The sequence below is a fragment of the Specibacter sp. NPDC078709 genome, assembly GCF_040686795.1.
Classification (GTDB): Bacteria; Actinomycetota; Actinomycetes; order Actinomycetales; family Micrococcaceae; genus Specibacter.
On the sequence record NZ_JBFBLU010000004.1, the window covers coordinates 258,930 to 284,852 of the forward strand.

The 25,923-nt window shown below is 60.9% G+C and carries 18 protein-coding genes and 1 tRNA gene; 9 read left to right on the forward strand and 10 right to left on the reverse strand.

Annotated elements, in window-relative coordinates; all coding sequences use genetic code 11:
- The first annotated feature begins 320 nt into the window (after positions 1-320).
- Both AB0P14_RS09885 and AB0P14_RS09890 read left to right on the forward strand, forming a co-directional pair.
- Positions 321-518: a thiamine pyrophosphate-dependent enzyme gene (locus AB0P14_RS09885; RefSeq protein WP_363841126.1), complete on the forward strand. Its 198-nt coding sequence runs from the start codon at positions 321-323 to the stop codon at positions 516-518.
- Between the two features lie 308 nt (positions 519-826).
- The gene (locus AB0P14_RS09890; RefSeq protein WP_363841129.1) at positions 827-2,608 is read left to right on the forward strand and encodes a molybdopterin-dependent oxidoreductase; all 1,782 of its coding nucleotides are present in this window, start codon (positions 827-829) and stop codon (positions 2,606-2,608) included.
- Between the two features lie 1,276 nt (positions 2,609-3,884).
- On the opposite strand, the gene AB0P14_RS09895 is transcribed toward AB0P14_RS09890, so the two are convergent.
- Together AB0P14_RS09895 and AB0P14_RS09900 are read right to left on the reverse strand one after the other, a co-directional pair.
- Positions 3,885-4,157: a hypothetical protein gene (locus tag AB0P14_RS09895; RefSeq protein ID WP_363841132.1), complete on the reverse strand. Its 273-nt coding sequence runs from the start codon at positions 4,155-4,157 to the stop codon at positions 3,885-3,887.
- A gap of 249 nt (positions 4,158-4,406) precedes the next feature.
- The gene (locus AB0P14_RS09900; protein ID WP_363841133.1) at positions 4,407-4,667 is read right to left on the reverse strand and encodes a DUF4235 domain-containing protein; all 261 of its coding nucleotides are present in this window, start codon (positions 4,665-4,667) and stop codon (positions 4,407-4,409) included.
- A 285-nt stretch (positions 4,668-4,952) separates the two neighbouring features.
- On the opposite strand from AB0P14_RS09900, the gene AB0P14_RS09905 reads away from it, so the two are divergent.
- Positions 4,953-5,405 (forward strand): hypothetical protein, encoded by a 453-nt coding sequence (locus tag AB0P14_RS09905; RefSeq protein WP_363841136.1) that lies wholly within the window; start codon positions 4,953-4,955, stop codon positions 5,403-5,405.
- 219 nt (positions 5,406-5,624) lie between these two features.
- Here the strand turns inward: AB0P14_RS09905 and AB0P14_RS09910 are convergent, their stop codons facing one another.
- The gene (locus tag AB0P14_RS09910; RefSeq protein WP_363841139.1) at positions 5,625-6,611 is read right to left on the reverse strand and encodes an FUSC family protein; all 987 of its coding nucleotides are present in this window, start codon (positions 6,609-6,611) and stop codon (positions 5,625-5,627) included.
- 431 nt (positions 6,612-7,042) lie between these two features.
- On the opposite strand from AB0P14_RS09910, the gene AB0P14_RS09915 reads away from it, so the two are divergent.
- The 5 genes from AB0P14_RS09915 (at position 7,043) to AB0P14_RS09935 (ending at position 12,824) form a co-directional block, all read left to right on the forward strand.
- On the forward strand, positions 7,043-7,312 hold the full coding sequence (locus AB0P14_RS09915) for a GlsB/YeaQ/YmgE family stress response membrane protein (RefSeq protein WP_363841141.1): 270 nt from the start codon (positions 7,043-7,045) through the stop codon (positions 7,310-7,312).
- Between the two features lie 221 nt (positions 7,313-7,533).
- Positions 7,534-7,911, forward strand: a complete 378-nt coding sequence (locus AB0P14_RS09920; RefSeq protein ID WP_363841144.1) for a hypothetical protein — start codon at positions 7,534-7,536, stop codon at positions 7,909-7,911.
- Between the two features lie 95 nt (positions 7,912-8,006).
- On the forward strand, positions 8,007-8,906 hold the full coding sequence (locus tag AB0P14_RS09925) for an SDR family oxidoreductase (RefSeq protein ID WP_363841147.1): 900 nt from the start codon (positions 8,007-8,009) through the stop codon (positions 8,904-8,906).
- Positions 8,907-9,206: 300 nt separating this feature from the next.
- Positions 9,207-11,660: an excinuclease ABC subunit UvrA gene (locus AB0P14_RS09930; RefSeq protein ID WP_363841150.1), complete on the forward strand. Its 2,454-nt coding sequence runs from the start codon at positions 9,207-9,209 to the stop codon at positions 11,658-11,660.
- A gap of 660 nt (positions 11,661-12,320) precedes the next feature.
- A complete protein-coding gene (locus tag AB0P14_RS09935; RefSeq protein WP_363841153.1) occupies positions 12,321-12,824 on the forward strand; it encodes a flavin reductase family protein in 504 nt (167 codons plus the stop codon).
- Between the two features lie 505 nt (positions 12,825-13,329).
- Here the strand turns inward: AB0P14_RS09935 and AB0P14_RS09940 are convergent.
- Positions 13,330-13,410, reverse strand: a tRNA-Leu gene (locus tag AB0P14_RS09940).
- A 180-nt stretch (positions 13,411-13,590) separates the two neighbouring features.
- Here AB0P14_RS09940 and AB0P14_RS09945 point away from each other — a divergent pair.
- A complete protein-coding gene (locus tag AB0P14_RS09945; protein ID WP_363841156.1) occupies positions 13,591-14,193 on the forward strand; it encodes a response regulator in 603 nt (200 codons plus the stop codon).
- Between the two features lie 207 nt (positions 14,194-14,400).
- Here AB0P14_RS09945 and pyk read toward each other — a convergent pair whose 3' ends face one another.
- The 6 genes from pyk to trpB all read right to left on the reverse strand — a co-directional run bounded on the left by pyk (position 14,401) and on the right by trpB (position 25,825).
- Positions 14,401-15,882, reverse strand: a complete 1,482-nt coding sequence (gene pyk / locus AB0P14_RS09950) for a pyruvate kinase (protein WP_363841159.1) — start codon at positions 15,880-15,882, stop codon at positions 14,401-14,403.
- Positions 15,883-15,952: 70 nt separating this feature from the next.
- Positions 15,953-17,407, reverse strand: coding sequence for a glutamate synthase subunit beta (locus AB0P14_RS09955; protein ID WP_363841162.1), 1,455 nt, complete (start codon positions 17,405-17,407; stop codon positions 15,953-15,955).
- Positions 17,400-21,980 carry a glutamate synthase large subunit gene (gene gltB / locus AB0P14_RS09960; RefSeq protein ID WP_363841434.1) on the reverse strand — a complete coding sequence of 1,527 codons (4,581 nt, stop codon included), beginning with the start codon at positions 21,978-21,980 and terminating at the stop codon, positions 17,400-17,402. Before gltB ends, AB0P14_RS09955 begins: the two co-directional genes overlap by 8 nt.
- 476 nt (positions 21,981-22,456) lie before the next feature.
- Positions 22,457-23,545, reverse strand: coding sequence for a prolipoprotein diacylglyceryl transferase (gene lgt, locus AB0P14_RS09965; RefSeq protein ID WP_363841165.1), 1,089 nt, complete (start codon positions 23,543-23,545; stop codon positions 22,457-22,459).
- On the reverse strand, positions 23,542-24,399 hold the full coding sequence (gene trpA / locus AB0P14_RS09970) for a tryptophan synthase subunit alpha (RefSeq protein WP_363841168.1): 858 nt from the start codon (positions 24,397-24,399) through the stop codon (positions 23,542-23,544). The genes lgt and trpA overlap by 4 nt, the downstream gene beginning before the upstream one ends.
- Positions 24,392-25,825, reverse strand: coding sequence for a tryptophan synthase subunit beta (gene trpB, locus AB0P14_RS09975; protein ID WP_363841171.1), 1,434 nt, complete (start codon positions 25,823-25,825; stop codon positions 24,392-24,394). The genes trpA and trpB overlap by 8 nt, the downstream gene beginning before the upstream one ends.
- Positions 25,826-25,923 lie beyond the last annotated feature (98 nt).

A 25,923-nucleotide genomic window follows, 5' to 3' on the forward strand; every position in this document is an offset into this window, starting at 1 on the left:
CGCCTTGCCGGCATCATCAGCCGCGGCGATCTGGTGGCGTTGCTCGCCACCGAGTGGGTATGCGGCGTCTGCGGCGAGCCTGCCCGCGGTGAGCGCCCGCCGTCCCGCTTTCCCAAATGTTGCGGGGACAGCACCGGATTCACACTGCAGGAGCAACCACCGTGGCCGTGAATGCCGCCAGGTGGCAGCCCACGGATGGCGGAACGACGGAACCCGGCCGCGGGGCCGGGGAAGAAGCCGGCAGCGGCGCCAAAGATTGGGAACTCCGGGTATTTCACAGCGAATGAACCCCTGAACGTCTTCTGGGCTACTACGCCGACATGGTCCTGATCCGCAAATTCGAGCTCAGCGCAGACCAGATGTACAAACGCGCCAAGATCGGCGGCTACTGCCAGCTCAACTTGGGCGAGGAAGCCACCGTCGTGTTGATGGCAGCGTTGCGGACCACCGAATATTTGTTTACCAACTATCGCGACCACGGGTATGCCCTGATGCGCGGACTGGAACCTGTCGGGTGATGGCCGAGCTGTTCGGACAGTCAACAGGGGTATCCAAGGGCCGGGGCGGTTCAGTGTGCCGATCCCTCATGGCAATCGGGGTCTGCTTGGCGATCATCGCCCACCCGTTGTCGATGGCGCTTTAGTGTACAGCTGCCATCTTCTGCGCGGTGGTGTCGTACTTCATCCATTTTCAGGATGTGAGCAGGAGGTTTACGTGGCGCAGTATGTTCCGTCACGAAGGGGCCAACGCACTGGGCGCCTCGGGAACCTAAACCTTATCCCGGCTTCCCGCCCTTAACTGAACGAACGCGGCTACGCTCGGAAGCATGGACACTTCATCTGAAGACCCAAACGTTCCCGCACCCGACATTGGAGCAGGGGGCACACAAGCGAGTTTCCGTGCCGAACTCGACAGCAAGCATTACACCGCTGTCGATGAAGACTGGGCCGGCGGTGTTCCTGCCCAATATGGTGTGGCTCCACGGGTTCGGATCGGGGACAGCAAGTGGTTCAACCTGCTTTGGCTTATCCCCATCGGATTATTGCTGCTGATCGTCGGCATTGCCGTAGCGAAGGGAATTCGTGAACTTCCCGCCGTGGCGGACTTCATGCACCGCTATCCCGGCACCTCGGAACTGCCGGAGAACGCACCGGTCGGATTCCCTGCTTGGCTGGGCTGGCAGCACTTCTTGAACCTGTTCCTGATGATTTTCATCATTCGATCCGGGGTGAGCATCCTGGCCGACCATCCCCGGCTCTACTGGACCAGGCACTCCACACCGGGCAAGGACTGGTTCCGCATCCAAAAACCGGTGCCGACCGATCCTCTCTACACCGCGAAGCAGGACTCAATCACACTGCCCAACGGTGTTGGTCTTCCAGGCCGGCGGCACTCCATCGGTCTGGCGCGCTGGTGGCACCTGGGCATCGACACGCTGTGGCTGCTCAACGGCATCATCTTCTACATCCTGATCTTCAGCACAGGCCAATGGATGAGGCTGGTGCCACTGAGTTGGGATGTCTTCCCGAACTCCCTCTCCGTTGCCATCCAATATCTATCCCTGGACTGGCCGCTGGAAACGGGCTGGGTCAACTACAACGGCCTGCAACTTCTGGCGTATTTCATCACCGTCTTCATCGCAGCCCCGGCCGCCCTGATCACCGGGCTGGGGATGTCCCCGGCACTTTCCACCCGCTTCCGCGCCATCAGCACCGTCTTCAGCATCCAAGTTGCCCGTTCACTGCACTTCCTGGTGCTCTGCTGGTTCGTCATGTTCATCGTCATCCACGTGACACTCGTGCTGACCACAGGAGCCCTGCGCAACCTCAACCACATGTACGCCTCCCAAGACACCGAATCATGGACAGGCTTCTGGATCTTCGCAGCCTCCATGGCCGTCGTGATCATCGGCTGGGTGGCAGCCACACCCTTTACCTACCGGCACCCCCGGGTTGTCCAGAAGGTTGGCTTCGCCCTGATCGGCCCAGCCCAACGCCTCTTCGAACACATAGATTCCAAACCCGGCCAGTACACCGAGAAAGATATTTCCCCGTACTTCTGGCACAACGGCAAGTACCCGGAAACGCAGGAGTACAAGGAGCTTGAAACCGGCAACTTCATCAACTACAAACTGCGCATCAACGGTCTCGTCGAAAACCCCATGGAGCTGGACCTCAAACAGTTGCGGGCACTCCCCCACCATGAACAGATCACCCAGCACTTCTGCATTCAGGGCTGGTCAGGTGTCGCAAAATGGGGCGGCATCTCCATGCAGACGATCCTCGACATCGCCAAACCCAAACCGGAAGCCAAATGGGTGATCTTCTACTCCTTCGCGGCAGGCCCGGACGGAGGAATCTACTACGACGCCCAACCCATCGAGCAGATGAGCTACAAACTGACCATGCTCGCCTACGACATGAACGACGATACTCTCTCGTTCGGCCACGGCGCACCACTGCGGCTCCGCAACGAGACCCAGCTCGGATTCAAACTCGTCAAGTGGATCAAGGGCATCGAATTCGTCGAGAACTTCGACGACGTCGGCGGCGGACTGGGCGGCTACAACAACGATCACGAATTCTTCGGCTACCGCCAATCCATCTAAGTCCATGAACGCCGCCGAGCGTTTCGACATTGAGGCAAGGGACGACGCCGACGGGTCAGACCACTCTTCGGCCGAGGCTATTGCTGAACTCACCACCCACCGTCCCCGCGCGGGCTAATTACTCACGCAAGGTCAAAGCACAGCGACAGTGGCAGCCCTGACAAGTGGCAATCAGCTGAACGCCATTGTTGGTCCCGTTATGTCCGGCAAGCCGACTCAGGCCGCGTATGCCCACAATGACCAGCTTCCTTGGTTGATATATCCATGGCCATACGCACATCGGGATCACCCTTGACAGCGCATCAGCCATCCACTGCAGACACACCGAGGGCAGGACCGTCGAACACTTCCCGACACTCCCCCCGGCAACGGTCTGGATGCAGCTCGCGCCATGAGACAGCTTGACAAATTCCTTATCCGAATGAGTGAGCAAGTCACGTACCGGTGGCGCCCTCACGGAGGAAGCGATCCAAGGCGATTCAACCCCGTGCTCGGATACCTATGGCCATCGACGAGCGGCGGCAGGCTCGCTAGCATGGAAAATACCACGGCACTTGAGCAGATACGTGCGGCACACGTACCGCCGGTATGGACCCGCGAGCAGAAACCACTGATGAGAGGGAACAGACATGAACGAACACCAGCCCACCGAACCACAACCGCGGGTTCCTGACCCATTCCCGGGAACTCCGCATCCCGATTTCCCACCGGATCCCACCGAACCGGTTGAACCGAACGAGCCCGATGGCCCAAGTGAACCTCCGGCGCCCGTGCCGGGGCCCAGCACGCCCGGCCACCCGGATCCCTTTTTCCCAACGCCTCCTCCGGTCATTTAATCACCACCACCTACCCCTGAACCGGGCCGGTTCCAGGGACAGTTGAGTGCGCTCATGTGCGCAAAACATAACAGCAGGTTCTAGAGGGTCGCGGCCCTGATCACCGGTTCTGCGTCAACGGTTGCGGAGTCCGCGCATTCCTGGGCCGATACGGACAATCAAGACTTCCTCATGGTTGCAGAGCGGAAGTCGGTTAGGCCCGCGATGCGGAACACATCAGGGCTATGGCAGGGACGCCTTGGTGTGGCCGATGTTTGCTGCGTTTGGTTTGCCCATGGCCGGTGCTGCCGTATCCATCGTGCACGGTATCCAGCAGCTCTTTTCCCCTGAATCGGCTGCGGACTCTGCCGTCGCCTGCGTGGTTTCTAGCTGTGCCGTTTCTGCTCGAGGGGACCGCCTTCGCGCGAGCGTCGCGCCAGGCCCACGCGGAAGCACGGAAACTACACCGCACCGTCCTTGGCCAGGTATTGAACAGTTCCGACCCCACCATGAGGGCGCTTGTCGCCGAAGACGGCCCAGTGCTCGCCGACATCGTGCTGGCGTTCGCCGGCGTTTTGACACACCCGCTCTCCGGGTCGGCCAGGCCTGCTGCCGGGAGCATCGCCGTGATCCTCATCCAAAAGAACAGACGCTTTCTGGTGGGCCGGCTCGTCACGGCCGAACTTCTGCAGTCCGTGGCGAGGCAGCTCATGGACGGTACGGAGAAGGCCCACATCGCCTACCTGCACCTAGAGTATGTCGGGCCACGCAGACTGTATCTGGTGGCTACCGTCGACCTTGCCGGGGGCCGCGTCGAATCGGAAGGGGCAGTCAGACCCCGCGCCATAGAGCGGCGCATTGAAAGCCACGAGAAGTTTGAGGCAGTCCTGACGGTTGCCACCGCGGATGACCCTTCTCTGGTTTTCCAGCCCCCTTTAACGAACGCTGGGTACTCTCCGTCAAGGCCGCCCGGACCCGGCCGCCTAGACCTCGGCCGGGTGCTGCTCCAAATCAGCAGCAACCTTGCGGGCAAAACGCTGCGTCACGACTTGGATGACGGCGCCCGTTACGGCCGTAACCAGGGCGAACACGAGCACTCCCGGCAACGGGTTTCGGAGGTCGTCCGCCTTCTTGGGCGGTTCTTGCCCTGTGCTTTTTCGCCACCTCACTTCCAGGGCCTTGCGGGCGGCGGCACCGGCTGCCACACTGGCGCCGAGACTCAAGAGCTTTATCAGTATTTTCATTGCAGGGTCTCCAAATCTCGCAGGAACATTAGGTATCGCCCCTCTCCATCGTGGACAACAGGGCGGGGTTCCGCAAGTGGCTGCCAGTGGTTACAGTGAGAGCAATGGGCTGCGGATGGAACGGTGGGCATGGTCCGCACGGACCGGCGCCGGGGTGGCAAAACGGCTTCCTCCGACCACCGGCCGCCAGCAGGGGCATTGCGCCCATCGTCATGACAACGGGCCCATGGTCATGGAACGATGCCTCCGAACGAGGCCACCACAGCAATATCTAAGGAGAACCTCATGAACAACGACGAAGCCGCCAACCAGGAACGCCATCAAGAACCTGCCGAGGGTGGCTACGGTTCGCCAACCCCGGAACAGGAGATGCCCGAGGGTGCCGCCACCAATCCGGGTTCTCCCTACCCCACCCTTCGCGGCCAGGAAAGCGACGAAGAAGCGCTGAACGACGACAAGAGCCTGGGCGCACCGGACCGCAGCTTCTTCGAAAATGAAGATGCCGGCAGCGACGGGGAACCGGGTGCCAGGCGGCTGGGCGGCACGGACGACCAGCTGCGCGAGGAACTCTCCCGATCGGATGCCGATGCGGCCCGGGTGGATCCTGCCGATGAGACACAGCGTGAAGCACCGTCCACGGAGGCACCTCTGGAGGAAGGAAATGCCGGTCCCACGAGCTCGGAGCGTGAGTCGTTTTCCTCTGAATCGGACGACGACGCCTCCGGAGCCCCGGTGTAGCCTCCCATGACGAGCAGTCAGTGCTGACGCGCCACAGCGGTCAGCAAGGCCAGCACCGTACTGCCGGGCTACGGGCCCAACGCAGCGACCTTCGCTAGTTCTCGCAAGGCGATGACGCGCGGAATGACGTAGGAATCCCTCGCAAGGCGGGGTTCCTGGGCCTATCCCAGGGCCTGTCACCAAGTGAAAAATGCTGTAGACACTTTCGCCATCGCCGCCCTACCCATCATGAACGTTGCTGTCTCTATCCTTGGAATCGGGCAGGAGCCGGCCCCGGAGAGCATTGAGTATGCGCTGCATGTCCAGCGCCACGGCGCCCCCGGGGGCTAGCGCCGCAACATCAGATGACTGGGTAGCAGCGACCGCCTCCGTGAGCGCGGACAAGGACTTGTCCGCGCCAGTGAATGTTTCCGGCCCGACGGTCCCCTCATCCCAAACGCGCAGTACACCTGCTGTCGCCGACAGGCATCGCTCCATGGGCTCCCGGAGTCCGTCGCTGAGCCGGAGGTTCAGCGGGCCTTCCCAGATCGCACCGGCAAGGACCTCGGTCAAATCTCGAACGTAGAACGTAACGCTTTCCAGGACAGCCAAATCGTCATAACTGTCGGCGAGGAGACGGTGGCGCGAGCGTCGGTACGCCCGGGGGTTGGCGCGCTGGCTTTCCGCCGCCTCGTTGACTGACCGGCGAACCTCAACAACAGCGTCGTCCAACACGTGCCGACGGCCCGCCCAATCTTCATGATCGGGCGGCCATTGTTCAACGAGGGCTGCAGCGGCATCGTCGAGTTGGTCGATGAGTATATCCCGGGCCCGAGCAATTCTGGCTTGGGCGACATCCAAGACCACCGGCGGGAAGATCGACACATTGACCACCAAACCCACCAGTACGCCAAGCGCCATTTGCAGGCCGTATCCTGCGGAAAATGCATCGGCGTTGTTGCCGCCGATGATCAGAACCAGCAGCGTTGCCACTGGAACGTAGTCCCTTCCGGCACCCAGACGCGGCAGTCCGGCCAGCAACACCCCGGCTCCCACCGCAAGGGAAATTGACAACACGTTGGGGGTTCCCAAGAGCAAAAACCCTACCGCAAGCGCGACGCCCAACAAGATGCCGACGAGTGTTTGCAGGCCCGTACGCACCGATCCCATGAACGTTGGATACATGCTGACCAACACCCCCAGTGGCGCGTAAATGGGGGTAGTCATCCGCCGTCCCGGGCATGAGCGGCGCCAGCAGCCACGCTATGCCCACCGCCAAGGCAGCCTTGAGGGCGAGCAAGACGCGTTGGCCAGTCACAGTGGACTTCACCCATGTCTTGCAGATTTCCACTATGCACCCGCTTTCTGATGACGCCATCGGTTGGTATCCCGCCCCAGTGGTGTCGTCCATCTGCCTTACCCCGCCGACACGCACGGCTGCGACGGTTGGAAATAATTCGCAACTGGCATGTTTCAGCGTGGTTCACGGGATCCGTGTTGCTTCTGCTACAACAAATCAAACACTTTTTGGCGATTTTGGCCATGAATGTGGTTAGGCTGTGGTCATCGGTCGTTGCAGATCGATGACCGTATTTTCCGGAAGGCAGCTCCCGGATTGTCACCGTTCAAAGTCAGCCAATCTTCTCCAAGGAGGAATCATGGGTTTCATCGGATGGATCGTTTTGGGTCTCATTGTCGGAGTCATTGTCAAGGCGGTCATGCCGGGCAGGGTGGGCGGCGGCTGGATCACCAGCCTCATCCTTGGCGTGGTCGGTGCCATAGTTGGCGGGTGGATCGGAGATCTGCTCTTTGGCGGCGGTAAAATGGAATTTTGGAATCTCGGTTCCTGGATCCTCGCACTCGTGGGCGGTTTAGTCGTTGCCGGCGTTTATGGCGCAATTACCGGTCGCAACAAGTCAGCCGCTTAGCCGGCACAGATCTAGTGCTGCCGGCATCGTTTTCGTTGTCGGCAGGACTGTTTATTCCTCTGAGCCAACCAGCCAAGTGGTACTGTGCTGTGCCGTTTTGCACGTTCCCGGGCAGGCCGTTGATCGCCTGACACCGATGTCATGTAGAGCTGGGGCAGCACACCGTGAATCCGAGGCAGCATGCTGGTGCCTCGAACTCCGTTTTACAGAAGGAGAACATCATGAAAGCCAAACTATCTTTTCTTCTCGGCGCTGCAGCCGGATACATTCTGGGTGCCCGCGCGGGTCGAAGCAGCTACGAGAGAATCAAGGCCTCCGCGAAATCGGTATGGGCCGCAGAGCCCATACAGGAAACCGTTGCTGCCGTGCAGGAGACCATCAAGGCACAGACCGGAGACGCCGTCCACAAACTCGTCCACCAAGTCATCCCCTCCGCCACGTCGAATACCGCCGGAGGGACTCCCGCGGACGGTCCCCATTCCACCGGCGCCAGCCCGCTGGACATCGCCCCGGAAGTGTCTGACGAGTTTCCTGACACTGCCCTGGACGGCGGCGAGGCTCAGCGCTGGACGAAGAAGCACAGGTCGCGGCGCGCCTAGCCGAAAACTGAAGGATGAAGCTGACCCGCTGGAACAATCTGTGCCAGCAGCGTCAATCAGAAGCCCGTACGCGGAGCCGTTGAAAGGAATTCATGATGACAAGCGATGACCAGTACACTTTTCAGAATCCCGTCACCCGCTACCCGAGCATCAGCCCACCAGTTCAGGACCAACCCGAGCCGGGTTTGGACCGGGACTTGGAGCCGCGCTCGGATCGGGGTGAGGAGTCCTACCGCGGCACCGGCCGCTTGGCCGGACGCAAGGCGCTCATCACGGGGGCGGACTCAGGCATTGGTGCCGCAGTTGCCATTGCCTTCGCTAGGGAGGGGGCAGACGTGGCGCTGTCATACCTGCCTGTTGAAGAACCCGACGCCGAGAGAATCTCGGCAATCATCCGGGACTGCGGTCAAAAAGCCGTTCCGCTGCCCGGCGATATCTCCGAAGCGCATCAGGCCCGCAAACTGGTGGCTGACGCCGTCGAACAACTGGGTGGCCTGGACATCATCGTCAACAACGCCGGGCGGCAAATCGCCGTTGAGAAACTTGAGGACCTCAGCGACGAACAGTTCGAGGCGACCTTCAAAACCAACATCTTCGCCATGTTCTGGATCACCAAGGCGGCCCTGCCCCATCTCGCCCCCGGATCGACCATCATCAACACCACATCGATTCAGGCCTACAACCCGTCCGCCACCTTGATTGACTACGCATCCACCAAGGCAGCCATCAACAACTTCTCCAAGGGACTGGCCCAACAACTGGCACCCCGCGGCATTCGCGTCAATGCGGTGGCGCCCGGACCAATCTGGACCCCGCTGCAGGTCAGCGACGGCCAGCCCAAGGACGCCCTCCCAGAGTTTGGCAAGGACACTCCCCTGGGCCGTGCCGGACAACCAACGGAGCTGGCTCCCGCCTACGTTTTCCTCGCCTCCCCCGAATCCAGCTATGTGACGGGCGAAACCCTGAATGTCAACGGCGGAACGCCCTCCCCCTAGGCCATCTGTCCCAACGTCCTGGAGCACGTCCGCACCTTGGCGCGGGCGGTTAGAGCTGACCCCTCACATTTGGACAGTCCCTCTCACTGCTTGAGCCATCTCCAGCGTCGTCGCCGCAGAGACTTCGGCGGTCTGGCATCCATGAATGACACCCAATGCCAGCAATGGCCCTTTGTCCTGATTTTCGGAAATCCGTTACCTTTACAAGCGGTTTTGTGGCCACGGTACGGACACGCCTTTCAAGCCACCCTGGGGCCGCCCGGTGCGGCAGCTCCGGGCGGTATGCCATAGTGTCAGGGAATGGCTATTTCCTTGAACTCCTCCGCCCACCATGCAACTGAAAATCGTGGACCTGAAGGCTTTGTCCAGGTTCGGGGGGCGCGGGAGAACAACCTCAAGAACATTGACGTGGATGTGCCGCGCGATGCCATAGTGGCTTTCACCGGCATCTCCGGCAGCGGCAAATCTTCCCTGGCATTTGGCACTATTTTTGCTGAGGCGCACCGCCGCTACTTCGAGTCGGTGGCGCCGTACGCGCGGCGCCTGATCCAGCAGAGCAACAACCCGCAGGTGGAGTCCATTACCGGACTCCCACCCGCAGTGGCCATGGCACAGCGACGCGGCACCCCCAGCACCAGGTCGTCTGTAGGCACCGTGACCACGTTGTCCAACTCATTGCGCATGCTCTTCTCCCGAGCCGGCAGCTACCCGGCAGGCGCGGAAATCCTCTATTCAGATTCCTTCTCCCCCAACACTGTGGCCGGAGCCTGCCCGGTGTGCCACGGACTGGGCACAGCCCACACGGTCACGGAGGAGTTGCTGGTCCCCAACCCGAAACTGACCATTCGGGAAGGTGCCGTCGCGGCGTGGCCGGGCGCCTGGCAAGGCAAAAACCTACGCGACATTCTCACTGAACTTGGTTACGACGTCGACCTTCCATGGCACAAAATTCCCCGCAAGGACCGGGACTGGATCCTTTTCACCGAGGAGCAACCCGTAGTGGAGGTTACGCCGCAGCGGGACCGCGTGGCCAAACCCTATAAGGGGCGGTATTGGAGTGCACGCAGCCATGTGCTTCACACCCTGGCTGATTCCAAGAGTGCTCCCATGCGCGAGCGAGCCTTGAATTTTATGCATTCGGGCCCCTGCGAAGTCTGCTCCGGCAGCGGGCTCACGGCTGCCGCCCTGGCAGTGACGGTGGAGGGGCGCACTATTGCGACCATGAATGAGCTTCCGCTCACCGACTTGGCCGAGGTGCTGCGCATCCTCACCACAGCGGATGCGGGGGCACCGGGCAGCCGGGAGGCGGTGGCAACCGCCATCTCACAGGAGCTGCTCCAGCGCATCAGCATTTTACTGGACTTGGGGTTGGGCTATCTGAGCTTGGGCCGCAGTACCCCCACGCTCTCCCCCGGTGAGATGCAGCGGCTGCGTATAGCCACGCAATTGCGCTCGGGTCTTTTTGGGGTCATTTACGTTCTTGATGAACCGTCTGCGGGGCTGCATCCTGCCGACGCCGAGCCGCTGCTGGCAGTGTTGGAACAGCTCAAGGCTTCCGGCAACACGGTCTTTATCGTGGAGCACAACATGGACATGGTGCGCCAGGCCGACTGGATAGTCGATGTGGGACCTGCGGCCGGGGAAAACGGTGGCCGCGTCCTTTACAGTGGTCCGATTGCCGGCCTGGCGGATGTGGAAGAGTCGGTGACCCGGCCCTTCCTCCTGAAATCAACGACGCCGGATGCCTCACCTGCCGCTGGCGTGACCCGACGGACGGCAGATGCATGGTTGGAATTCCACGGCATCACCAAAAATAATCTGCAAAACGAAGATGTCAGTATTCCGCGAGGCACCCTGACCGCCGTTACAGGGGTCTCCGGGTCCGGCAAATCCACCCTGTTGGACGTTATCCACACAGCAGCCGACACCCCGAACATGGTCCACACCAGCTCCGGGTTTGCGGCCGTGGATCGGGTGGTGCAAGTGGACCAACGCCCCATTGGCCGCACGCCACGTTCCAACCTGGCCACCTACACCGGTTTGTTCGACGCCGTCCGGCGCGCGTTCGCTGCCACGGAAGATGCTAAGGCCCGTGGCTTTGGCGCTGGCCGCTTCTCCTTCAACGTTGCGGGCGGGCGTTGTGAGGTCTGCTTGGGTGAGGGCTTCGTGGCTGTGGAGCTGTTGTTCCTGCCTGGAAGCTACGGGCCATGCCCGCAGTGCCACGGTTCCCGATTCAATGCAGAAACTCTTGAGGTCAGCTACAACGGTCGGAACATTGCCCAGGTTCTTGAACTAAGCGTTGATGCCGCTGTGCAGGCTCTGCCGGAAATCCCTGCTGTTCTTCGAAGCCTGAACACGCTGCGGGATGTGGGCTTGGGCTACCTGAGGCTGGGGCAACCGGCCACTGAGCTTTCAGGTGGAGAAGCACAGCGAATCAAACTGGCCACGGAGCTGCAACGGCTGGGACGCGGACACACCCTGTACTTGTTGGACGAACCCAGCACCGGCTTGCACCCCGCCGATGTGCAATTGCTCCTGCAACAACTCAACGGCCTGGTCGATGCCGGAAACACCGTGGTGGTGGTTGAACACGATATGGATGTGGTGGCCAAGGCGGACTGGGTTGTTGATCTGGGGCCCGCTGGCGGTGCCGCCGGAGGCCACGTCATGGCTGCCGGGACGCCCGAAGCTGTTGCTGCCGGCGACAAGGGACGTACCTCCGGGTATCTTCGCGCAGCATTGGCCATGCGCTGAACGTGAGACGGGCTGATGCCTCGTGTCCGGATGCCCGCCAAATGATTCCTGCGTGCCTCAGCTAATGTGCTCGCGAAGCGTCATGCTCGTGGATTTGAGCGTGATCGCGACGTGGCTCGGTAGTGAAACGCCCGAGCCAACCCATATCCATCTTCACGCTGACATGAGCCTGAAAGAAAAAGCCCTCGCCCGGCTCACATCCATCCCAGACCCGGACCACGGCTACAGACGCTACTAGGTACCCGACGAAGCTGGTCCCGGAACCCCCAAAACAGCGGGACACCGCACGCTGGTCGGCATAATCCGGATCACCACATCTGCGGAGGTTTTCTATGAGTCAACGCGATCTGTTGTGCCATTGAACGCCCGTCGATAGACTTGGAACGCGCCTACGCGGACGCGCTCGTAGCGATAAATGCAAGGAAATGACTGGAAACAGCGAGCCCAAAGATTCAGTGAAGCGGGCAGGCAGTGCGAACAGTCCCGAACCACCAAGTTAGAAACAGATCTTTGCACCGATGGTGACCAACCCGCATCCGGACCAGTAGACCCGGAACATGACGCGGAGACCGAAACAGAGCAACCCCCTCGCAGCTAAAAAAGAACCCTTCTTCGGCCACAGGGTGAGGCGTGGAAAAGGCAAGACTGACAGGAGAAACGATGGCTCCGGATACTGCCTTGGATCGATTCCTTGAGGGTCTCGACTATCCGATGTTCATCGTCACCGTGGCCTCGGAAACGGATTCTGGTCCGTCGTCGCGCTCAGGTTGCCTCGTCGGGTTCGCCACGCAGTGCAGCATCGATCCGCCACGACTCCTAGTGCTAATCTCCAAAAGCAACCACACCTATCTGCTGGCATCCGGCGCCAAGACCATGGGCGTGCATGTAGTGGGTTCGGACCAGCGTGGGCTCGCGGAGTTGTTTGGTGGAGAAAGCGGGGACGACATCGACAAGTTCGCGGCGTGCAATTGGTTCGCCGATTCCAGCGGGGTGCCGGTGCTCGCCGACTGTCGGCGACGAATGATCGCTGACGTGCTTGACCGGGTCGATCTCGGCGACCATGTCGGCTTCGTTCTCACTCCGACAGAAGTCCAGAGTCAGGCTGTTGCGGCCCCTTTGTATTATTCCCAGATCCGCGGTCTGCAGGCAGGACACCCTGCCTGAGGTGCGACAAGGATCTAGGGCATGAGAGATAGGGTGTATCTCCTCATGGTTGTTCCGTCTTTTGAGATGATTCTCAAGTGAAATCTACTTATGCCTTGCTCTCCGCTGCGCAGTGGGAAGAATAATCCTTAATCCGTCATGCGAAGGCTTGCTCATTCCCCGTGGTACCTCCCGGCCTGACACGTAGAGGCGCCCCAGTTTTCCAACGTGAGGCGCAAACGTCTACGACGCCCGTCGAGGCGGCTGCGCCCGGGGCGGCAACTGCGTCAGCGATCACGGGTACAGACCATGCGGCCGCTTTCAACACGGAACTGCGGGTACCCTCGCGTCCAACTGAGGCGTGTGTGAGTATCGAGATTCCCACGCATTGAAGTCAGTCCACGCGACGCATCACCTGCAGGTCGATCTCGACCTTTGCCTTCAGTGGTAACCCGGAAACTCGGCCAGCAAGGCCGGAAATGAAGAATGACCCCCTGTCTCCAGGAGGTCATTCTTCCAACATATGTGCCCGAGGTGGGACTTGAACCCACACATCTTTCGATACTGCATTTTGAGTGCAGCGCGTCTGCCATTCCGCCACTCGGGCCTTAGTAAAGGAGTCCAAATGAACACCGTTACGAAGATCACGCCCTCGATTCGGAATCGCTTCCGAACCAGTGCGCGCAACTACTCTACATGCATATAGGCTGTTTTGTGGAACCAAAGCCCGTCTAGGGCTCAAAATGTACAAAATGTGGTGTACTTCACCCCTTTAAAGGAGTTTTTTGTGTCAGAACAGCCGGATACAACCCCCACCTCGCCCGCACGCCGTGTCATTGTTGCCGAGGATGAGACCCTGATCCGCTTAGACATCATGGAAATCCTTCGTGGCGAGGGCTACGACGTGGTCGGTGAAGCAGACAATGGCGAGAAGGCCGTAGAGCTCGCCAAGGAGCTCAAGCCCGATCTGGTCCTCATGGACGTCAAGATGCCTGTCATGGATGGCATCACAGCCGCAGAGATCATCGTCAAGGCCCGCATCGCCCCCGTGGTACTCCTTACCGCCTTCAGCCAGAAGGAACTCGTTGAGCGTGCACGCGACGCCGGCGCCATGGCCTACGTGGTCAAGCCCTTCACCCCCGCCGATCTGATTCCTGCCCTGGAAATCGCACTCTCCCGCCACGAGGAGATCAAGGCTCTTGAAGAGGAAGTCACCGACCTCCAGGAACAGTTCGCCACCCGCAAGCTCGTAGAGCGCGCCAAGTCCCTGCTGACCACCAAGATGGGCCTCACCGAGCCCGAGGCCTTCCGCTGGATCCAGAAGACCTCCATGGACCGCCGCCTGAGCATGCGCGAGGTTGCCGAGACCATCATCAACCAGGTCAACTAGTCCCCTCACACGAAAACGCCACACTTTGACGTATATGCCATGGTTTGAACTATGGCATATACGTCAAAGTGTGGCATTTTTCGTTGGGAGGGCTGGAGCTGGCAGGGAATGGCCCCTCGCCACCACTTAAACCAAACGACGGCGGCACTCACCCAGCACATGAAGCGAAGGGTGAGTGCCGCCGTCGTTCGTGACGGGTGTTAAGACCTAGTCAGTGGGCCAGGGGCCGATGCGTTCCTTCTTGGAACCATCGTTGGCCTTGCCCAGATCGGCGAGGTCGCCAACCTTGTGAACCTTGACCAGGTTCGTGGAACCGGCCTGTCCGGGAGGGGAACCGGCTGCGATAACAACCAGATCGCCTTCGTCAACAAGGCCCTTCTCCAACAGAGTCTTATCAACCTGCTCGGTCATGGCGTCAGTGTGGGCAACCGTGGGAACCAGCACGGGCTCAATGCCCCATGCCAGAGCCAACTGGTTGCGAACGCTCTCCACCGGAGTGAACGCAAGAACCGGCTTGGACGGGCGCAGACGGGACAGGCGGTGAGCCGAGTCGCCGGACTGCGTGAACGTTGCAATGTACTTTGCATCGAGCTGCTTGGCGATCTGCACGGCAGCTGCCGTGATGACGCCGCCGCGGGTCTTCGGCTCGGAACCCAGCTTCGGGATGAGCTTGAGGCCATCTTCAGCTTCAGCAGCTTCGATGATCCTCGCCATGACCTTGACGGTCTCGATCGGGAACTTGCCAACGCTGGTCTCGCCGGAGAGCATGACTGCATCCGCGCCGTCGAGCACTGCATTTGCACAGTCAGATGCCTCTGCCCGGGTGGGGCGCGGGTTGTCAATCATGGATTCCAGAACCTGGGTTGCCACGATGACGGGCTTGGCCCAGCGACGTGCCATTTCAACACACTTCTTCTGCACCAGCGGGACATCTTCCAGAGGAAGCTCCACGCCCAAGTCGCCACGGGCAACCATGATGGCGTCAAACGCATCCACGATGGCTTCCAGGTTGGCAACAGCCTGCGGCTTCTCGATCTTGGCGATGACCGGCACGCGGCGGCCTTCTTCGTCCATGATCTCGTGAACGCGAGTGATATCAGCTGCATCACGCACGAAAGACAAAGCCACGAGGTCCACGCCGCACTCAAGTGCCCAGCGTAGATCGCTCTCGTCCTTTTCGCTCAAGGCGGGGACATTCACAGCAACACCGGGCAAGTTGATGCCCTTGTTGTTGGAGACCTTGCCCGGAACGGTAACTTCGGTGACAACCTTCACGGCGTCAACAGCAGTGGCCCGAACGGAGACCTTGCCATCGTCGATCAGCATGATGTCGCCAACCTTAACGTCCTCTGTGAGGGACTTCAAGGTGGTGGAGCAGATGTCCTTAGTTCCTGGGACATCTTCGGTGGTGATGGTGAAGACATCGCCCACAGCGAGGTCATAGCCCTCGCCATTGGCAAAGCGGCCCAAGCGGATCTTGGGACCCTGTAAATCAGCCATGATGGCTACGGGCTTGCCGAGTGCTTCGGAAGCCTTACGTACGTTCTCGTACGTGTTCTGGTGCACGGCGTAGTCGCCGTGGCTCATGTTCATGCGGGCTACGTTGACGCCCGCCTCCAGTACCGCAAGTGTGTTTTCATAGCTGGCGATTGCCGGCCCGAAAGTCGCAACAATTTTTGCGCGTCTCAATGTACCTACCCTTGTATGTGGTTTTTAAGCGGAAAACTTTGGTGCCCCCAGACAGCCTATCGCTTTCCCGCTAGACACCGATAGCTGAATCGCTGGGTGAGACGGGAGCAGGCAAAAACGTCTCCCCCATCAAGTGCTTATCGACGGCGGCCGCACACGCCCGGCCCTCGGCAATGGCCCAGACAATCAGCGATTGTCCACGCCCTGCATCACCGGCAACAAAGACGCCGTCACGGTCCGTCATGTAATAGCCATCACGGTTAACATTTGACCGAGCGTCCAACGTCACCGGCAGCTGGTGGACCAATTCGGCCGATTCAGGACCGGTAAAGCCCATGGCCAAAAACACCAGATCCGCAGCGATCACCCGTTCGGTACCCTCCTTGGGAACCCTGCGCCCGCCGACAAATTCAGTTTCAGCGATCTTGAGGCCGGTCAGCACACCATTCTCACCCAGGAACTCGACGGTGGAAGCCAGATATGTCCGCTCACCACCCTCCTCATGCGCGCTAGCCACTTCAAAGAGGTTGGGGAATGTGGGCCACGGCTGCTTGGCCGTCCGCTCTAACGGCGGCTGCGCCCCAATGGCCAACGTGGTCACCGACGCGGCCTGCTGGCGGTGCGCCGTTCCGAGGCAATCAGCACCAGTATCGCCGCCACCCAAAATGACCACATGCTTGCCGCGAGCATCAATCTGCTCCGCCTGCACATCACCGGCAACCGCCTTGTTGGCCTGCACCAGGTAGTCCATGGCCACATGAACACCTTTGAGCGCCCGGCCAGGGATGGGCAGTTCACGCGGAACCGTGGCACCAATGCACACCACGACGGCGTCATAGCGGCGCCGCAGCTCTTCCCACCCAAGATCCTTGCCTACCTCAATGCCGGTGCGGAAGCGAGTGCCCTCAGCCTCCATTTGCGCCACCCGGCGATCCACACTCTCCTTCTCCAACTTGAAGTCAGGGATGCCGTAACGCAGCAGTCCACCGATCCGATCCTCACGCTCATAGACCGCCACAGTGTGCCCCGTTCGGGTCAGCTGCTGTGCCGCTGCCAGCCCTGCCGGACCTGAACCGACGACGGCGACCGTCTTACCTGTGAGGCGGGCCGGGGGAAGCGGGTGGACCCAGTCCTGGTTGAAAGCCTCATCAATGATCGAAACCTCCACCTGCTTGATGGTCACAGCTGGCTGGTTGATGCCCAGCACACAGGCCGTTTCGCACGGGGCCGGGCACAGCCGTCCCGTGAACTCCGGGAAGTTGTTGGTGGAGTGCAAACGCTCAATGGCCTCTTGGCCCTTGTCGCGCCACGTGAGGTCATTCCATTCCGGGATGAGGTTTCCCAGCGGGCAGCCCTGGTGACAGAACGGCACACCACAGTCCATGCAGCGCCCCGCTTGGGACTTCAGCACACCCTTTTCCTGGGCCTCGTAGACTTCCTTCCAGTCCATGATGCGCACAGGAACGGGCCGGCGGGTCTGGGTGATGCGTTCGCGAGTGTTTAAGAAACCGTGCGGATCAGCCACCGGTGACCTCCAAAATTTTCTGCCAAACGGTTGCGCCGTCTGGATCTTCGCCCTGCTCGGCTGCTGCCAAACGGGTCTGTAACACTGCTGCGTAATCACGCGGCAGCACCTTCGTTATGCGTGCCACGGTGCCGGGGAAATCGGCCAGCAGGACTGCTGCGGTCTCGGATTCCGTCTCATCAAAGTGGTGTTGCAAGAGCGTGTGGACCAGTTCTTGATCCACACCATCGAGCGCCGAGAGGACCAGTTCACCGGAGTCCAGAGCCACCTTGTTGACTTGGCTGGGCTCCAGATCCAGCACATAGGCGGTGCCACCGGACATGCCGGCACCAAAGTTGCGGCCGGTGGAACCCAGAATCAGGGTTTGGCCACCTGTCATGTATTCACAACCATGATCGCCAATGCCTTCAACCACGGCAGTAGCTCCGGAGTTGCGGACCAAGAACCGCTCCCCCACCTTGCCGCGCAGGAACATTTCACCGCTGGTGGCTCCGTACCCAATCACGTTGCCTGCGATCACGTTCTGCGCCGCCACAAACTGGCTGTTGCGATCCGGACGGACAGTGATGCGCCCTCCGGAGAGACCCTTGCCCACATAGTCGTTGGCGTCACCGAGCAAGCGCAGCGTAATACCGGCTGGCAAGAAGGCACCCAACGATTGGCCCGCCTGCCCCGTCAGGGTCACATCAATGGTGTCCGGGCCCAGTACGTCGATGCCGAATGTTTTGGTCACCTTGTGGCCCAGGAGCGTACCCACTGAACGGTCGGTGTTGATGACCGGGACACTGATCTTGACCGGTGCCCTGTCACTGAACGCCTCGGCGGACATGGTGATCAATTGCTGATCAAAATGCTTGTCCAGCTCATGGTTCTGATCCACCAGGTGACGGACCGGCGCATCGGCGGGAACACCGGCGTCGGACAACATGGGGCTCAAGTCCAGACCCGCCGTCTTCCAATGGTTCAGCGCACCCTGAATATCAAGGACACTGGACTGGCCGATGGCTTCCTCGAGGCTGCGGAAACCGAGTTCAGCCAGCAGCTCGCGGACTTCTTCAGCAAGGAACTCGAAGAAGTTGACCACGAATTCCGGCTTGCCGGTGAACCGTTGACGAAGTTCCGGATTCTGCGTGGCAACACCCACGGGGCAGGTGTCCAGGTGGCAAACACGCATCATGACACAGCCGGAAACCACCAGCGGGGCCGTAGCGAAACCGTATTCCTCAGCACCGAGCAACGCCGCGATGATGACGTCACGGCCAGTCTTGAGCTGGCCATCCACCTGCACCACAACCCGCTCACGCAGCCCATTCAGGCGCAGCGTCTGCTGAGTTTCTGCCAGACCCAGCTCCCACGGCATGCCGGCATGTTTAAGGGAGTTCAGCGGGCTGGCGCCTGTTCCGCCGTCGTGCCCGGAAACGAGGACGACGTCGGCCTTGGCCTTGGTCACCCCGGCCGCCACCGTGCCTATCCCCATTTCGGAGACGAGCTTGACGTGAACCCGAGCGCTGGGGTTGGCTCGCTTGCAGTCATAGATGAGCTGGGCGAGGTCCTCAATGGAGTAGATATCGTGGTGCGGGGGCGGGGAAATCAAGCCAACGCCGGGTGTGGAGTGGCGTGTTTCTGCGATCCACGGGTACACCTTTTTGGCCATGAGCTGACCACCCTCGCCGGGCTTGGCACCCTGAGCCATCTTGATCTGGATGTCCGTGGCGTTGCTCAGGTACAAGCTGGTCACGCCGAAACGGCCTGAGGCAACCTGTTTGATGGCGCTGCGGCGCTCCGGGTCCAGCAGACGCTCAACATCCTCGCCACCCTCACCGGTGTTGGACTTGGCGCCCAAGCGGTTCATGGCGATGGCCAGAGTCTGGTGCGCTTCCTGGGAGATGGAACCGTAGCTCATGGCGCCGGTGGAGAATCGCTTGACAATGCTGGCCACCGATTCCACCTCGGCCAAGGGCACCGGCGGGCGCGCTCCTTCTTTGAAGGTGAGCAAGCCACGGAAGGTCATGAGCTTGTTGGCCTGCTCATCGATGCCTTGGGTGTACTTCTTGAAGATGTCATAGCGGCGTTCCCGGGTGGCGTGCTGCAGACGGAACACCGTGTCCGGATTGAACAGGTGCGGTTCCCCGTCACGACGCCACTGGTATTCGCCGCCTCCTAGCAGCGGGCGGTGCGGGACATCGACGCCGTCCACCGGGTAGGCCAGAATGTGGCGTGCTGATACTTCCTTGGCGATGACATCTAGACCGACGCCGCCGAGCTGGCTCACGGTGCCAGTGAAATAGTCATCCACGATGTCCTGGGACAGGCCCAGAGCTTCAAAGGTTTGCGCGCCACAGTAAGAGGACACCGTGGAGATGCCCATTTTGGACATGATCTTCAAAACGCCCTTGCCCAGTCCCTTGATGAGGTTCTTCACCCCTTCCTCGGGGGTGACGCCGGTGACGTCGCCGGTGCGGATGAGTTCTTCCACTGTTTCCATGGCCAGGTATGGGTTGATGGCTGCTGCGCCGTAGCCCACCAGAACGGCTACGTGGTGAACTTCGCGGACGTCGCCTGCTTCCACAACCAAGGAGACCTTAGTGCGGTTCGCGCTGCGCAAGAGATGGTGGTGGACGGCGCTGAGCAAAAGTAGCGAAGGGATGGGGGCCCACACGGCAGAAGAGTCCCTGTCCGAGAGCACAATGTATTGCACGCCGCGGTTGATGGCTCCGGAGATCTGCTCACCGATTTCGGAGAGCCGGGCACGTAAGGCGGCCTCACCGCCGTCGACCTTGTACAGGCCACGCACCTTCATGGAGATTTTCTCGCCACCGGAGCCATCAGCGGCGATGGGCGTTTCCATGTTGGCGATCTTGGCCAGGTCATCGTTGTCGATGACGGGGAATGACAGCGCCAGTTGGGGTGCGGTGACCTTGTTGCGAGAGAGCAGGTTTCCCTGCGGGCCAATGGTGGTGTTCAACGAGGTGACAAGCTCCTCGCGGATGGCGTCCAGCGGCGGGTTGGTGACCTGGGCAAACTGTTGCACAAAGTAGTCGAACAAGAGGCGCGGCCGTTGCGAGAGGACGGCTACGGGGGTGTCGGTGCCCATGGCGCCTAGCGGCTCGGCTCCGTTCTTGGCCATGGGACCGAGCAGGATGCGCAGTTCCTCAGTGGTGTAGCCGAAGGTGCGCTGGCGGTGCAACACCGAAGAACTGGTGTGGATGACGTGCTCACGCTCGGGCAAATCGGCGAGTTGGATGGTGTTTTCCTTGGCCCAGCTCTCGTAGGGGCGGGCCGCGGCAGCCTGGGCTTTGATGGTTTCATCGCTGATGAGCTCACCCTTGGCGGTGTCCACGAGGAACATGGTGCCCGGGGCAACGCGGCCCTTCTGCACGATGGTGGCTGGGTCCAAATCCAGCACACCGACCTCCGAGGCCAGCACGACCAAGCCGTCGTCGGTGACCCAGAAGCGGGCCGGGCGCAAGCCATTGCGGTCCAAGGTGGCACCGACCAGCGTGCCATCCGTAAAGGACACGGCGGCCGGGCCATCCCACGGCTCCATCAGGAGCGAGTGGTATTCGTAAAACGCTTTGCGGGCCGGATCCATAGTGGCGTGATTTTCCCACGCTTCAGGGATCATCATCATGACGGCTTCGGTGATGGGCCGCCCCGAGAGCCACAGCAGCTCGGCCACTTCATCGAAGGAGGCGGAGTCCGAGGCGCCGGGGGTGCAGATGGGGAACAACTCTTCAGGAGTGTCCCCGAGCAGCGCGTGGGACATGGTGGATTGGCGGGCGCGCATCCAATTCCGGTTTCCCTTGACGGTGTTGATCTCACCGTTGTGGGCGATGGCCCGGAAGGGCTGGGCCAGCGGCCAAGAGGGGAAGGTGTTGGTGGAGAAACGCGAATGCACCACGGCCAGCTTGGAGGCGAAGCGCGGATCGGAGAGGTCAGGGTAGAACGGCTCCAGTTGCGCAGTGGTGACCATGCCCTTGTAGACGATGGTCTTGGAGGACAACGAGGGGAAATAGACGCCGTGTTTTTGCTGGGCGCGCTTGCGTAGCCGGTACGCTTTTCGATCGAGTTCGTTGGCTTGATCGGTAGCTAGTTGCTCAGCTGTGTTGCTTGCCGCTGACTCAGCTGCCAGTGCTACGAAGAGTTGGCTGAAGTGTGGCTGGCAAGCCTTGGCACTAGCCCCGACCAACCCGTCCACGACCGGCACCTCGCGCCAGCCCAGAACCTGCAACCCTTCACTTTCGGCAAGTGCTTCCAGACCGGCTCTGGCTGCGCTCTGGTGCTGCGGATCGGTGGGCAGGAAGGCGGTTCCTACTGCGTAGTTGCCCAGTGCCGGCAGCTCGACGCCAGCAACCGCACGGAAGAAGGCGTCAGGGATCTGCGTCAGAATTCCGGCACCATCGCCTGTCCCCTCATCGGCGCCAACAGCTCCGCGGTGCTCCAAGTTGCGCAACGCGATGAGGGCCTTCTGAACGATGTCGTGTCCAGGGGTGCCGCGCAGAGTGGCAACAACAGCCAACCCGCAGGCGTCCTTCTCGGCAGCCGGGTTGTACAGGCCTCGCTGCTCCGGCATGGCGGCAAAGCGAGTGAACGGTGAGAGCGCCTCAGAGCGGTGGGAGTCATGTGCAGAGTTCTGTGTCACGACGTGATTGTCCTTCCCATAGTGGGCGTTGGTGGGGACAACACTGGCCCTTGGGCCGCGAAAAGCGGATCTTCCCAACACGATTGATAGTGCAATTGCACAATGAACTAAGACTTCTTGGGCCCGTTGTTTTATGCAGCGGTTTTTACTATAACGCCGCCGGAAACACGAGAAAGCCCTCATCTTGTATTTTGGAATGATATGCACGATCAGTAATACTAATAAGATCCCCGCTGAGCGAGGAGGGGCTCCTTTCAGCGTCAAGGAGCTGCCCTCACGAGCTGGCAGAGCTTGCTTTTGGGCACGAAAAAGGTGGCCCCGAGTTATCGGGACCACCTTGATGTTGCTTAGTCTTGATGTTGCTTAATTCCTAGCGCCCGCTCAGAGCTACGAGTGCAAAGAAACTGCTAGACGTCCTTCGAAGGCGCGTCCTTTACGGTGGTGCCCGCGGTCTTGGCGTCACTCGTTGCTGGCTTAGCCACAGCGTCACTGGACGGTGATTTCGCAGCTGTGGTGTCGGCGTCGTTCTTGAGAGCGTTAGTCTTGACGGCTTCGGCCTTGCCTGAGACAACGGCGCCCACGGGAGCCGCTTCGAGGGCTGGCTCGCGACCAGGCAAGTAGACGGAGTCCTCCGGCTTGTCCCGGCGCAAGAGGCCAATGACGATGAACGCCACCAGGGCCGCAACGAAGACGATGATGCTGGTCCACACGTTCAGGCGTGCGGTGACGCCGAAGAAGGTGATTTGCTCGGCGGTGTCGATGCGCAGCATTTCAATCCAGACGCGGCCGGCCGTGTAGATCATGGCGTACAGCAGGAACAGGCGGCCGTTACGCAGCTTGAGCTTGCGGTCCAACAGGAGCAGGACAGCAACGCCGGCCAGGTTCCAGAGGCACTCGTACAGGAACGTGGGGTGGAAGAGGGTGTCGGGGCTGTTTCCGGCGGGAACAAATTCGGGCGCAACGCTCAGGCCCCAGGGCAGCGTGGTGGGGCCGCCGAAGAGTTCCTGGTTGAAGTAGTTGCCCCAGCGGCCAATGGCCTGGGCCAGCAAAATGCCGGGAGCTGCGGCATCAACGAACGCAGAAATCTTCACGTTGGCGCGGCGGCAACCAATCCAGGCACCCACCACACCGAGTACTACGGCGCCCCAGATTCCCAAGCCACCCAACCAGATTTGTGGGATCAGGGAGAGATCCCCGGTGCCGTCGAAGCCGGGGCCAAAGTACGCCTCCGGGGAAGAGAAGACGTGGTAGAGCCTACCGCCGATGATGCCGAAGGGGATCGCCCAGATGGCGATGTCCCAGATGGAGCCTTCGGGTCCGCCGCGGCGTTTCCACCGGCGGTCGGTCAGCCAAAGAGCTGCCACAATACCCAGCAAAATGCAGAGGGCGTAGGCGTGGATGCGCAGCGGCCCAATATCGAAACCGGACCAAGTCGGCGCAGGGATGGACGCCACGACGGCGTGACCCAGAGACTGCGGAAGGAGAGTGGAGATCACGAGGTAGCGGCTTCCGTTGCAGGGGTGGAGGGAGCGTCAAAGCCGGAGCTGAGTTCCTTGGCCAGCGCGCCCACTGCGGGCACACCACCGTCGCGCAGGGCAGCTACCAAGGCGGTTCCGACGATGACACCGTCGGCGTAGGCAGCAATCTCGCGCACGTGTTCGGCGCGCGAGACTCCCAGACCAACACAGGCATTCTCGGCGCCGGCGGCGTGGGCTGCAGCAACCACAGCTTCGGCGGCACTGGAGACCGAGGTGCGGGCACCGGTGACGCCCATGATGGAGACGGCGTAAACAAATCCGCGTGTCGCTTCGACGGTCATGGCCACACGTTCCGGGGTGGACGACGGGGCCACCAAGAAGACTCGGTCCAGGCCGTACTTATCCGAGGCTGCGAACCATTCTGAAGCTTCATCAGGGATGAGGTCAGGGGTAATGAGCCCGGCTCCCCCGGCCTCGGCCAGACGGCGGGCGAATTCGTCAACACCCAAGCGCATGACAGGGTTCCAATACGTCATGACCAGAACGGCGGCATCCGTTTCTGCGGTGACAGCTGCAACGATGTCGAAGACGTCTGCCACGCGGAAGCCGTTTTCGAGAGCCTGGGTGGTGGCAGCCTGAATGACCGAACCATCCATGACCGGATCCGAATACGCGATACCAATCTCAACGATGTCGGCACCGTTTCGGGCTACGGCGATGGCTGCGTCAATGGAGGTCTGCTTGTCCGGGAAACCGGCCGGCAGGTAGGCGATCAGCGCCTTGCGCCCGGCAGCCTTGGCCCGAGCGATGGCCGCGGCGGACTTGCTGACATGGCTCACAGCAGTGTCGTGGCTGGTAGTTATCTCACTCATTGCTGGCATCCTCTGCGTTGATATCGACGGCTGCTTCATCTTGTGCACCTGCGCCGTGCACGGCGCCCTTGGCGGTGCGGGTGGAGAGCATGGTGCCCTTGACGTTTCCATCTTCATCCAACAGACCGAACCAGTCGGCGGCCGTCTGAACGTCTTTGTCACCGCGGCCGGAGAGGTTCACGATGATGACGACATCGTCGGGCTTGGCGGCGTCAGCAGTGAGGCGCTGGCCAACCTTCAAGGCGCCAGCCAATGCGTGCGAGGACTCGATGGCCGGGATGATGCCTTCGGTCCGGCAGAGCAGTTTGAATGCGTCCATCGCTTCGGTGTCGGTGATGGCTTCGTAGCTAACCCGTCCAAGATCAGCCAGGTAGGCGTGCTCCGGTCCAACGCCCGGGTAGTCCAGACCTGCTGAGATGGAGTGCGACTCGATGGTCTGACCGTCCTCGTCCTGCATGAGGTAGGAACGGGCGCCGTGCAACACGCCCGGGCGACCCAGCGTGATGGTGGCCGCGTGGCGGCCCGTCTCAACGCCGTCGCCGGCAGCTTCAAAGCCGTAGATCTTGACATCGGAGTCATCCAGGAATCCGTGGAACAAGCCGATGGCGTTGGAGCCGCCACCGATGCAAGCACATACGGCGTCGGGCAGGCGGCCGATCTGATCGATGATCTGGCCACGTGCTTCTTCACCAATGACTTCGTGGAAGAAGCGGACCATGGCGGGGAACGGGTGCGCGCCGGAAACAGTTCCGAGGACGTAGTGGGTGTTCTCAACGTTCGCGACCCAGTCTCGCAGGGCATCGTTGATGGCGTCCTTGAGGGTCTGGGAACCGTTGGTCACCGGCACCACCGTGGCACCGAGCAACTGCATGCGAGCCACGTTGAGCGCCTGGCGGCGGCAATCTTCGGCACCCATGTAGACCACGCACTCAAGACCCAAGAGGGCTGCGGCGGTTGCGCTAGCTACACCATGCTGACCGGCACCGGTCTCAGCGATGATGCGCGTCTTGCCCATGCGCTTGGCCAACAAAGCTTGACCCAAGACGTTGTTGATCTTGTGCGAACCAGTGTGGTTGAGGTCTTCACGTTTGAGGAAGACACGGGCTCCCCCGGCGTGCTCGCTGAAGCGCTTGGCCTCAGTCAACAGCGACGGGCGGCCCGAGTAGTTCTTGTTCAGCTCAGCAATCTCGGCCAGGAAGTCTGGGTCGACTTTTGCTTTTTCAAAAGTTTCTTCGATTTCATCCAGTGCCGCGATGAGGGATTCGGGCATCCAACGGCCACCGTAGGCGCCAAAGTACGGTCCGGGGGCGTGCCGCAGCGAATGCTCCGGTGATGATCCTGCCGGCATTGAGCCCTGCAGAAATGCTGTTGCCGGATCCACCATGTCAGCGGGATCCTGTGACGAAGCTGCTGGCACGTGAGCCATCAGTTCCACCGTCCTGTTCCGTAAATAATTGTGCACTGATATCAAGTTGGTGCTGGTGGCCGGTGCGGCATGCCTCGGGCCACCAGCCATGCAAACAG